Genomic DNA, 12,407 nt, shown 5'->3' with positions numbered 1-12,407 from the left:
ATTAGATCTCTTGCAAAAATCCGGATTGATCCCCCCAACCCCCCTTTTTAAGGGGGGCTTTAAAGAATTTTGCAAGAAGCCTATTGATTCCTCCGGCTTCCCCCAGGAACTAAACATTTATTCCTCCGGCTTCCCCCAGGAACTAAACATTTATTCCTTCGGCTTCCCCCTTCTTAAGGGGGACGGGAGGGGGATCGACCGGAGACGGGACGGGACTCTCAGGGGGACGGGACGGGGCTCTCATAGGGGGAAAGGGGGAGTAATCCGGTATTGGACAAGAGGTCTAAATGAACCAATCCATACTATTTCAACACCAAAGGAAAAAAAAGAATGTTGCGGAATCTTTCCTTGCAAGCTCGAATGCTTGCAGCTTTTATATTTATGGGCTTAATTGTATTCAGCGTTGCGTTAGTCGGGTGGGGGGGAAATTATCGGTTAAGTAATCGCCTCAATGCCGTTACAGCTAACGCCATGCCCAGCGCGATCGCCTTATGGAAAATCAACGAAGGTCAGACCCAAATTCAATCCTCGGAACGATTGCTCGTTAATCCCCGCAGTTCCAATGACCGCCGACTGTTTGCTAAAGAAAGAATCAATGCAGCATGGCAACAAATTAATGAAGGATTTGCCCAATACAATAATATCAGCGGACTTGATCCGGAAGAACTCCGCCTTTATAATCAATTTTTGGAAGCTTGGAATGAGTGGAAACAAGTCCATGAAGACTACCTAAAACTGAATCAAGAATTTGAATCCGCCGGTATTTTACAACCCTGGGAAACTCAGGTTCGGTTATGGGAGGCCGGTCAAGGCAATAGTCCCGAAATGGCTAAGGCCCGAGCTGCGGCTGAACTTTTAGAACAAATGAATGACCAACGCAGTCAGAGTAGTATTCCCGCCTTTCAAGCTGCAGAAGAAACCCTGGAAAAGGTCTTAGCATACAATGAAAATATGGCGAATCAAGTGGTCAAAGAGGCCGAACAAGATGTGGCGAAAAGTAGTTTTTGGGTGTTTCTGGGGATGCTCCTCGGTCCTTTAACGGCTGTTGTTTTTGGCCTTTATTTTAGTACAACGATCGCCAAACCCCTAGGGGCCAAAATTGTGGGGGTGGTGCGAGTTGCTGAAAAGATTTCCTCGGGTGACCTCACCACCCCGGTGAGTGTGACGGACACTCAGGACGAAATCGGCAGATTAACAGTTGCTTTTGCTCAGATGACCCAAAAGTTAAATTCCTTAATTCGTCAAGTCCAACATTCGGGAATTCAAATCACCAGTTCCACTACGGAAATGGCGGCCTCGGGTAAACAATTAGAAGCGACGGTTACGGAACAAGTGGCTTCTACCAACCAAGTGGTTGCCACCGCCAAAGAAATTGCGGCCACTTCGAGCGAATTAGTGAAAACAATGGATCAAGTGGGGGAACTGGCGGGACAAACGGCGATCGCAGCGGGAACCGGCCAACAAGAAATCGTGCGGATGGAAAATACCATGCGCCAATTAGCCAATGCGACCGCCTCAATTTCGGCAAAATTGGGGGTGATTAGTGAAAAAGCCAATAATATTAATAGCGTGGTGACGACCATTACCAAAGTGGCAGATCAGACTAATTTACTCTCTCTCAATGCGGCGATCGAAGCGGAAAAAGCGGGGGAATATGGCACCGGATTTGCCGTGGTTGCCCGGGAAATTCGCCGTCTGGCAGACCAAACCGCGATCGCCACGTTGGATATTGAAAGTATGGTCAAAGATATGCAATCCGCCGTTTCCACTGGGGTGATGGAAATGGATAAATTCACCACAGAAGTCAGCCGAGGAGTCGAGGATGTTCGCACCATTAGCGGACAAATTGCCAAGATTATTGAGCGGGTTCAAAGTTTGACCCCCCGATTTGATGCCGTTACTAAAGGCATGGAGGATCAATCCGAAGGGGCTCAACAAATTAGTGATGCAATGGTTCAACTGAGTGAAGCATCCCGCCAAACCGCCCAATCTCTCCGAGATACCAATCGGGCGATGGAGCAATTAAATGAAGCGGCTCAAGGATTGCAACGAGAAATCTCGTTTTTTAAGGTGCAAGTCTAAGGGACCGTCAGTTTTCGAGACTTCGGGCCCCTCGGTGACCCGGGTCGGGGTTTTACGCCCAACCCCCATCCTCCCCAAGATAGAGGTTAGCGCCCGGGAATCCCAAAAACGGTCCCGTTTACCGAGTCAGGTTTCTTGATCCTCCGACTCGTCATCGCCGATATAGCAGTTTCTGGACTCATGAGGTAAAGATATTGACGGGAGTGGGTTCTATAAGTGTGCTGGATACATTTTATCTTCCTTACTCTTGACCCTAGCAAGCCAGATGCTCGCACTTCCAACTATCTATATATAGCGCTTGTGATGCGAGTGCAACAGCACCTTGACCCCAAACCCCTCTCCCGATTTGGGAGAAGGGCTTTATAGAATACGGGAGCATCTCAATGTAGAACAGTTCACCCCCCTCCCCTTGCTAAGGGGAGGGGGGCAGGGGGGTGAGGTCAGGTCTTCGTGCCAAAATGAGATGCTCCCTAGAATACCTCATGAGTCTACTGAACCGCTATAACTGTGGGAAGCGCTATATTACTGCTGATCTGGCTGTCCTGCTATGGACCATTCTCCCCTTTATTTAAGCTTGCTCTATGACTGAAAAGTGCTGGAATCAAATCGGAATAAAGGGCGATCGCTCTTGTCCCGAACTTAATACAGTCATCCATTGCCGAAACTGCCCCGTTTATACTACCGCAGGCCGCAATTTATTGGAACGGGAAGCCCCGGAAAACTACCGGGCTGAATGGACCAATTTACTGGCTCAAACCCCAACCGCTATAACGAGCGATCGCAATGCCCTTCCCCAACTCCAACGCGCAACGGCAGAATTCTTTGAGCCGCTTTCTCTGGTTATTTTTCGCCTGGGAGTAGAATGGTTAGCCCTGGCTGCCTCTACATTCCAAGAAATAACCCAGCCTTGTACCCTTCATACTTTACCCCACCGGACGAATGAAATTTTACTAGGCTTAGTGAATATTCGCGGGGAACTGTTGCCCTGCATTTCTCTGAGCAATCTCCTCGGCTTAGAACGGCAAGGCACTCATCCGAAACCCTTACACCTACAAGGAGATTCGACTCGGACGGTTTATTCGCGCATGGTTGTGGTGAATGTTAAAGGTGATATTTGGGTATTTTCTGTGGATGAAATTGAGGGGATTCACCGCTGCGATCGCCACTTGCTTGAAGAAGTCCCATCGGTGGTTTCAAAAGCCCCGGTCACTTATACAAAATGGATTGTAAATTGGCAAGACAAAAAAGTAAATTATCTCGACGAAGAATTTCTATTTTCTAGCCTGAAACGGAGGATTTTGTGAATAACGATGAACTGGATTTAAGCCATCTCTCCATGCTGGATTTATTCGGAATGGAAGTGGAAACTCAGGCGGCCCTGTTAAATGAAAATTTATTAAGGCTAGAAAATCATAGCCAGTCCGGTAAAGAACTAGAAGCCTTAATGCGCGGTGCTCATTCAATTAAAGGTGCAGCCCGGATCGTTCAACTGAATGAGGCGGTTCATATCGCTCATGTGATGGAAGATTATTTTGTAGCCGCCCGGGAAGGTCAGATTACAATTGCAGAAGACCATATTGATATTCTCCTGTCCGGTGTTGATCTGCTTTTGAGTATGGGGAAAGTCAAGGAACCCGAGTTAAAAAGCTGGATGCAGGAACATCAGCAGGAAATTGATTTAATCGCCCGTCAAATTCAGGCGATCGCCTCCCCGGGAACTCCGGAAGACTATCCCCAAGCTACCTCAGAACCTGAGATTTTAGGCGATCGCTCCCCTATCCCCCCACCCACCCGACAACCGAATCTCAACCCCGTTGAACCCCCGCCTCCCCCCCTCCTGGTTCCGATTCCTGAACCTGAACCTTTGCAACCCAAGGCGCAATCTCCCTCGTCCTCTCGATCCAGTGGCGATCGGGTCGTCCGATTAAGTGCAGACAACTTAAATCGATTGATGGGTCTCGCTGGGGAGTCCCTGATTGAAGCCAATTGGTTACAACCCTTTGCCGATTCCCTACTCAAACTCAAAAAACACCAGACGCAATTATCAAAAACCCTGGAACAACTAGAAAGCTCATTGAGCGAACATCAAACGACTATAACTACCCAAAATCATCTGGAAACTGCCCAACTTCAAGAAAAAGAATGCCTAGAAATCCTAAATAACCGCATCAACGATCTCGAATTATTTGCCCGTCGTTTTGCTAACCTTTCTGACCGTCTCTATCGGGAAGTGATTGATAGTCACATGAGACCTTTTGCGGAAGGGGTCGCGGGTTTTCCTCGCATGATGCGAGACTTATCTAAACAGTTAGGTAAATTGGTAAAATTTGAAATATTAGGGAAAGCGACCAAGGTTGATCGCGATATTTTAGATAAGCTAGAAGCTCCCTTGACTCAAATTTTGCGAAATGCGATCGCCCACGGGATAGAATCGCCGAGCGAACGGATTGAAAAAGGAAAACCTGCCGAAGGAACCGTACGACTCGAAGCCGTTCATCGCGGTGGAATGCTATTAATTACTATTTCTGATGATGGTCGCGGCATCAATTTAGCCGAGGTCCGGCAACAGGTAATTAAAAATCAATTGGTGAATCCGGAGTTCGCCCATCAGCTCACAGAAGCTGAATTGATGGAATTTTTATTCTTACCCAGCTTTTCCACGGTTACTGAGGTTACGGAAATTTCTGGACGGGGTGTGGGATTAGATATTGCCAAGGGCATGATGCAGGAGGTTGGCGGGTTATTGCGTGCTCAATCAGAATTGGGAATAGGGACTCGTTTTCATCTTCAATTGCCTTTAACCCTATCGGTTATTCGCACTTTGTTAGTCGATATTTCTTCTGAACCCTATGGGTTTCCCCTGACCCGAATCGATCGCATTGTTCAGATTCAACGTAGGGATATCTTTGTAGTAGAAAACCGGCAGTATTTTACCCTCAATGGTCAAAATATTAGTCTAGTGAGTGCTCATCAAGTTCTGGAATTGGAAAAGAGCGAACTGAATGATGAATTGTTATCCGTGATCGTACTGAGCGATCGCCTGAACTATTATGGCTTGGTCGTCGATCGCTTTCTCGGTGAGCGAGATTTGGTCATCCGACCCCTAGACCCCCGTCTCGGCAAGGTCCGGGATATTAGTGCTGCGGCATTAATGGAAGATGGATCGCCGGTATTAATTATTGATGTAGAAGATTTAGTGCGATCGCTCGATCTGCTTCTAAGTAGTGGCCGGTTAAGTCAAATCACCCAGGATGCCCAAGTCAAAGAGTCCAAACGTTATCAAAAAATTCTCGTGGTTGATGATTCCATTACCGTCCGGGAAATGGAACGTAAACTCTTACAAAATAAAGGCTACAACGTCGATGTTGCAGTCAATGGAATTGATGCTTGGAATGCTGCCCGAACGGGGGAATACGACCTAATTATTACCGATGTAGATATGCCCCGCATGAATGGGATTGAACTGGTTAACCACCTGAAAAGTAATGCCAAGCTAAAGTTTACTCCGGTGATTATTGTTTCTTACAAAGACCGCGAAGAAGACCGATTATTAGGATTAGAAGCGGGGGCAAATTATTACTTGACAAAAAGTAGTTTTCATGATGATACATTTTTAAATGCCGTCATGGATATGATTGGGAGCCCGGATGAAATTTGATCCCACCCAGGTTGGGGCAAGCTCTAAGAACACACCAGCAGATGCTTCTTTTGGAACCCTTGTGTGAAAATCCCTTTCTAGTCGGCCAGCCCAGATGCTTTCGGGAGGAGCGTAGCACAAAAAGAGTGACTTCCCACCGGGGAAAGTTTCGGCGATCAACAGGCTCTTTTTTTTGAATGGGTTACCTGATTGTTTGGTAATTCCCCCTAAAAATCGTCCGGGGAATCAGTTATTTGTTAAAAAAAATAATTTCATGAAAATTTTGAATTTTTCGATATAATAGGAGACATTTCTGAATTTGTTCACCACTATACCTTAACCTTTATATGAAAATTGCTATTGTTAATGATATGCTGTTGGCAATAGAAGCTTTACGGCGCGTCTTAACATCCGTACCGGAGTACGAACTGCTTTGGGTGGCTCGCAATGGCGCTGAAGCCCTCGATAAATGTGCCTCAGTACGCCCCGATCTAATTTTAATGGACGTATTCATGCCCGTGATGGATGGGGTAGAGGCAACTCGCCAAATTATGCGTCTTTGTCCTTGTGCGATTTTGCTGGTAACCTCTAGTATTAACACGCACTTACCCAAAGTATTTGAAGCCCTCGGATATGGGGCGCTTGATGTCGTGATTACGCCCATTCTGGGATATTACGGAAATGCCGAAGGGGGAGAAACTCTCCTGGAAAAAATTAGGACGGTTCATAAATTACTGGGTAAACCCCTGAGCAAAAAACCCAAAACTCTGATTCCAGTCAAGTCCTGTTATACGAATAAACCCTATCCTCCCCTGGTTGCGATCGGGGCTTCTACGGGAGGTCCCACCGCGATCGCCAAGATTTTGTCTCGGTTACCCCAGAATTTTAAACTATCCGTGGCGATCGTTCAACATATCGATGTGCAGTTTTCCGCCAGTTTTGTCCAGTGGTTATCCAACGAAACCCGGTTAAAAGTTGAATTAGCTCAAGTGGGAATGACACTGGAACCGGGTAAAATTTTGGTGGCTGGAACTAACGATCATCTTTTCCTGCGTCCCGATCGCACTCTGGACTATACTAAACATCCCATGAATAATCCCTATCGTCCCTCGGTGGATGTGTTTTTTACCAGTTTGGCTGAAAACTGGCCGGGACAAGGATTAGGGGTGTTGCTGACTGGCATGGGACGGGATGGCGCAGTGGGATTGAGTGTCTTGCGATCGGCAGGTTGGCAGACGATCGCCCAAGATGCTGATAGTTGTATTGTCTATGGAATGCCTAAAGCTGCGGTTGAATTAGGAGCCGTGCAAGAAAGTTTGACTCCCGAGGCGATCGGTCTAAAACTCCTCAATCTGTAATCAAAAACCCCGTTTCTGGCTTAAAATTGGGAGTGTTTTACCCCCAACAAAACCAAAGCTCTAGCTTTTGTATTGATAGTATTCTGCTCATCATTCAGAGCGATCGGGCTAAAATTTTGGGACTAGAATTTGTGCAAAATAAAAAAAAGCCCCCCAGGGATTCAATATTAAATCTCTTACCAACCTCTGGATTGATCCCCCCAACCCCCCTTTTTAAGGGGGGCTTAAGAGAACTGTGCAAGCAGTCTATTTATTGCTCTCGTTTTTCCCGTTAAATCAAAATTTATTGCTCTGGTTTTCCGCGTTAAATTAACATTTATTCCTCTAACCTCCCCCAGCAATTAAACATTTATTCCTCTAGCCTCCCCCAGCAATTAAACATTTATTCCTCTAGCCTCCCCCGTAACTAAACATTCATTCCTCTGGCTTCCCCCAGGAACTAAACATTTATTCCTCCGGCTTCCCCCTTCTTAAGGGGGACGGGAGGGGGATCTAAGGGGGACGGGAGGGGGATCTATTCAGTATTTTGCAAGCGGTCTATTGTTGCTACTTTTACAGTCCCTTACTTTAGGGCCTCAGTACAGTAGGGATGAGAAACCAATCGGGAAAATAACCAGGGTTCTTGACAAAAATGCAGATGATTAGCCACAAATTCCCCGAGAAACCTGAGTTTTTGTCTTACCTCTTTAATCCTGTACCGATGCCGTAGGGTTTGCCCCAAACCTTAGCCATTGTGTAGTTTATATTCTTATGATCCTAAACAGCGATCGCGCTAAAACTCAGGGACAGTATCTAGTTTTACAGTCACTTACGCCAGAGCATTGGTAAAGTAGGCGATGTCAGGGACAAAAACCAACGCTTTTTAGCTTGTATTGAGTGGGGTTATGCAGGAATGGTATAAGAAACCCCGGGTTCTCGGCGTTATTGTCCCAAAGTCCTTGATTAATCCCTATGAAAAGAAAATTGATAGCGTTGAACCTTTTTTAAGTCAAAACAGTCCCGAGAATAGAAGTACCCTAGAGACTCACTATTCCCAGATGTTTACAAATCTCAGTAGCGATCGCTACTTATGTTATGACCCGTGAGCCATAGTCAAAAACGCTGAATTCCTCCTGTATCAAGGTTTTTAGTTCAAGAAGCGCGGTGGAATTATCTTTCTACCCCTACTGATAGATGACAAAGTATGCAGGAGTATAAAAAACTCAAAGGGAGGGATAGAAAACCATCGACCTCTCCGCTTTAAATGTCCTCCGATTGAAATTTGACTCAATCCCTTACAAGGGTCGTAAATTATAGCTCAGGAGCGAAAATGCAGTCAAGGGTTATGGGTAAAAAATTAGTCACGATGAATCCAGCGATCGCTTTACATTCTATCCCTCCCAGTTTCAGTGCGAGTCGGGGAACAGCCATGATTAAAAAACTTTCAGCCCAACCTGTATCAATTTTATTGATAGATGATCAGCCGATTGTTGGGGAAGCTATTCGGCGAATGTTGGCAACTGAAAGCGATATTAAATTTTATTCTTGCACTGACCCAGACCAAGCCATTCAAATCGCCACGCAAATTCAGCCCACCGTTATTTTACAAGATTTAGTTATGGGGGAGATTGATGGATTGATGCTCCTGCGTTTTTTTAGAGCCAATCCAGCAACTCGCGATATTCCTATTGTCGTCCTGTCCACCAAAGAAGAACCCACAAAAAAAGCCGAAGCTTTTGCTTCCGGGGCCAATGATTACTTAATTAAAATCCCCGATAAAATTGAGTTGATTGCCCGACTGCGATATCACTCTAATGCCTATCATAACCTCTGTAAACGCTATGAAATAGAGCTAACCCAACTTTATAATAAAGAGTTGGAATTGCGGGTTCAAGAGCGTACTCAAGAACTGACAGAAGCCCTGGATCATCTCAAACAAACCCAATCGCAATTAGTCCAGAGTGAAAAAATGTCTGGTCTCGGGCAATTGGTGGCGGGAATTGCCCATGAAATCAACAATCCCATCAGTTTTATTTCGGGAAACTTGATTCATTTTATTGAATATGCCGAAGGATTATTAACCTTAGTGGAACTGTACGAGCAAGCTTTTCCGGATCTGCCGGTTACCCTTCAAGATTTTAAAGATTCCCTAGATTTAGAGTTTATTCGGGAAGACTTGCCTCGATTAATGTCTTCCATCCGAGGAGGGGCCGATCGCATTCGTGAAATTGTCATGAAATTAAGAAATTTTTCGCGGATGGATGAATCAGAGAGAAAAGAAGCCGATATCCATGAAGGAATTGATAGCACATTGGTGATGCTGCAACATCGCCTGGAGGAGAGTCAAATTGAACTCATCAAAGAGTATGGAGAATTACCCCCAGTCGAGTGTTATCCCGGACAACTCAATCAGGTATTTATTAATATTTTAACCAACGCGATCGATGCTCTAAGCGATCGGCCCGAAGTCTCTTCAGAGGAAGCCCTTTCCCCTAACAGTGAGACGGGTTCCCGAAAAATAATGATTAAAACTGAAGTTCAAGGTGAGGGCGTGACGATTCGGATTACCGATAATGGGAGAGGAATTCCCTCCGAACTTCAAAACCAGATTTTCAACCCATTTTTTACCACCAAGGAAGTGGGACAAGGAACAGGATTAGGATTGGCAATCAGCTATGAAATTATCGTCAAAAAACATCAGGGACGAATCCGATGTGAGTCGCACCCCAATCGCGGCACCGAATTTACGATTGAAATTCCCTTCGGGCATCACAAACGGGGGAATATTTCTGAAATGCCTTTAAACCAGAAAGTCTGTCCCCTTCCCTCAATTTCTCAAGCGCCTCTGACCGAAATCCCTGTGGTGCAGTGGTTTGAAGTGGGTTAATTTCATCAACTCACAACCTGACCCTTTCTTTAAAACCCTCGGTCCCTAGTTCTCTTCCCTCCTCAAGTGAGCTTTCCCTCGGGTCCCCTTCCCTCTGTCTTGAGGAGAGTGCCGGTTTGGATGGCGGGAGGGGGCCAGAGAGCGCTTCAATTTTATGATGGACTTCAGGGGTTTGGCAAAAAAACCTAGTCTAGTCGGAGGAAAAATGGGGATCAATCCGCCATGATGCCAGAGGGTCTATTTCGGAGGGGCTGGGATAAGGGCCAGAGTGGGTTGAAGTTGGCTAAATGAGAAACAATTGCCAAAATCTCAACAAAAAAACATCATATTTCATGAACTCTTAAGGCATGATGAAAATAGAAACTTTTATAGTAGCGTCCGTAACCCGTTCTTCACTAGGCCGGGAAATAGCTACTCCCTTGAGTTATTTTTCTTCCCCGGTCTCAAGAGCGGGGATTTACAACTATTGCCATAGAGTACATGAGGTTTGCCCATGCTTTCAGAAAGCAGATCAGACAGAAAAACTAAACCCGCCGTGGTTCCCACCCGTAGAACCGGCGCTTATGCGTTGATGGATAGTCTCAAGCGTCACGGAGTCAAACATATTTTTGGCTATCCTGGGGGCGCAATTTTACCGATTTATGATGAACTGTATCGGTTTGAAGCGACAGGGGATGTCCAGCATATTTTAGTTCGCCATGAGCAAGGAGCCTCTCATGCCGCCGATGGTTATGCCCGTGCTACAGGTAAGGTGGGGGTGTGCTTTGGGACATCGGGTCCGGGGGCCACTAATTTAGTCACGGGGATTGCCACCGCGCACATGGATTCGATTCCAATGGTGATTATTACCGGACAAGTGCCGCGTCCGGCGATCGGGACGGATGCCTTCCAAGAAACGGATATTTATGGGATTACCTTACCGATTGTTAAGCATTCTTATGTAGTGCGCGACCCTCGGGATATGGCACGGATTATAGCGGAAGGCTTTCATATTGCCAGTACCGGCAGACCCGGACCCGTGTTGATTGATATTCCCAAAGATGTGGGGTTGGAAGAGTTTGATTATGTGCCCGTGGAACCGGGGAGCATTAAATTACCGGGATATCGACCGACGGTGAAAGGGAATCCTCGGCAAATTAATCAGGCGATCGAGTTAATTCGCCAAGCCAAAAAACCCTTACTCTATGTCGGTGGCGGGGCGATCGCCGCTAGTGCTCATCACTCGATTAAAGAACTCGCCGAACATTTTCAGATTCCCGTGACAACTACCTTGATGGGCATTGGGGCCTTTGATGAACATCATCCCCTGTCCTTGGGAATGTTAGGAATGCATGGCACCGCCTACGCAAATTTTGCCGTCAGCGAATGCGATTTACTCATTGCCGTCGGTGCACGTTTTGACGATCGCGTGACAGGCAAGCTAGATGAGTTTGCCGCCCGCGCTAAAGTGATTCATATCGATATTGACCCCGCAGAAGTGGGTAAAAACCGGGGGCCTGAAGTTCCCATCGTCGGAGACGTGCAGCAAGTGCTCACGGATCTGCTGCGTCGCCTGCGGGAAACCGGGGATATTGCCGATGCCAATCAAACTAAAGAATGGTTAGGACGAATTGATCGCTGGCGGGAAGATTATCCCTTGGTGGTGCCCCATCCAGAAAACGCTCTTTCTCCCCAAGAGGCGATCGTCGAAGTGGGACGGCAAGCACCGGATGCCTACTACACCACCGATGTGGGACAGCATCAAATGTGGGCTGCCCAGTTCCTGAAAAATGGTCCTCGCCGATGGATTTCCAGCGCTGGATTAGGCACAATGGGGTTTGGAGTTCCTGCCGCGATGGGTTCCCAAGTGGCGCTACCGGATCAACAAACCATCTGTATCAGTGGCGATGCCAGCTTCCAGATGAACCTCCAAGAACTGGGAACGATCGCCCAGTACGGCATTAAAATCAAAATTGTCATTATCAATAATGGCTGGCAAGGGATGGTCCGTCAGTGGCAAGAAACCTTCTACGGGGAACGCTACTCCTCCTCCAATATGGAGATTGGAATGCCGGATATTCCTTTACTCTGTCAGGCTTATGGCATTAAAGGCAAGGTGATATCAACCCGGGATGAACTCCAGGGTGCGATCGCTGAAATGCTGGCACATGATGGACCCTTTATCCTCGATGTCCATGTCACCCGGAACGAAAACTGCTATCCAATGGTAGCCCCGGGTAAGAGTAATGCTCAAATGATTGGTTTACCCGAACTCAAACAAAAAGAGTTGCAGGTTGAGTTAGTTTATTGCAGTCATTGTGGGGCAAAAAATGCCTCAACAAATCACTTCTGCCCTGAATGCGGAACGAAGATTTAGGGTGAGAGAGGGGGATGGGGAGGATAGGGGGGATGGGGAGGATAGGGAGGATGGGGAGGATGGGGAGGATTAATAAGTTTGTAGTAACGACTTGCTTCCTTTCCGCAT

Annotated in this window: 7 protein-coding genes; all 7 read left to right on the top strand. The window is 46.7% G+C overall.

Features of this window, described 5'->3' with window-relative positions; all coding sequences use genetic code 11:
• The first annotated feature begins 330 nt into the window (after positions 1 to 330).
• The 7 genes from NG796_RS11610 to ilvB all read left to right on the top strand — a co-directional run bounded on the left by NG796_RS11610 (position 331) and on the right by ilvB (position 12,299).
• Positions 331 to 2,082, top strand: coding sequence for a methyl-accepting chemotaxis protein (locus tag NG796_RS11610; protein ID WP_261206847.1), 1,752 nt, complete (start codon positions 331 to 333; stop codon positions 2,080 to 2,082).
• A 581-nt stretch (positions 2,083 to 2,663) separates the two neighbouring features.
• Entirely contained in the window at positions 2,664 to 3,386 is a 723-nt protein-coding gene (locus NG796_RS11605; RefSeq protein ID WP_261206844.1) for a chemotaxis protein CheW, read from the top strand.
• A complete protein-coding gene (locus tag NG796_RS11600; RefSeq protein WP_261206843.1) occupies positions 3,383 to 5,740 on the top strand; it encodes a response regulator in 2,358 nt (785 codons plus the stop codon). The genes NG796_RS11605 and NG796_RS11600 overlap by 4 nt, the downstream gene beginning before the upstream one ends.
• Before the next feature lie 326 nt (positions 5,741 to 6,066).
• Positions 6,067 to 7,077 (top strand): chemotaxis response regulator protein-glutamate methylesterase, encoded by a 1,011-nt coding sequence (locus NG796_RS11595; RefSeq protein ID WP_261206841.1) that lies wholly within the window; start codon positions 6,067 to 6,069, stop codon positions 7,075 to 7,077.
• An 884-nt stretch (positions 7,078 to 7,961) separates the two neighbouring features.
• Positions 7,962 to 8,162 carry a hypothetical protein gene (locus tag NG796_RS11590; protein ID WP_261206840.1) on the top strand — a complete coding sequence of 67 codons (201 nt, stop codon included), beginning with the start codon at positions 7,962 to 7,964 and terminating at the stop codon, positions 8,160 to 8,162.
• Positions 8,163 to 8,386: 224 nt separating this feature from the next.
• Positions 8,387 to 9,943 carry an ATP-binding protein gene (locus NG796_RS26440; protein ID WP_317619297.1) on the top strand — a complete coding sequence of 519 codons (1,557 nt, stop codon included), beginning with the start codon at positions 8,387 to 8,389 and terminating at the stop codon, positions 9,941 to 9,943.
• 493 nt (positions 9,944 to 10,436) lie between these two features.
• Positions 10,437 to 12,299: a biosynthetic-type acetolactate synthase large subunit gene (ilvB, locus tag NG796_RS11575; protein WP_261206839.1), complete on the top strand. Its 1,863-nt coding sequence runs from the start codon at positions 10,437 to 10,439 to the stop codon at positions 12,297 to 12,299.
• The last annotated feature ends 108 nt before the right edge of the window (positions 12,300 to 12,407 follow it).

The organism is Laspinema sp. D2d (assembly GCF_025370755.1).
Lineage (GTDB): Bacteria > Cyanobacteriota > Cyanobacteriia > Cyanobacteriales > Laspinemataceae > Laspinema.
Note: the sequence above shows the minus strand (reverse complement) of the source record. Positions and strands in the feature narration are given on the sequence as shown.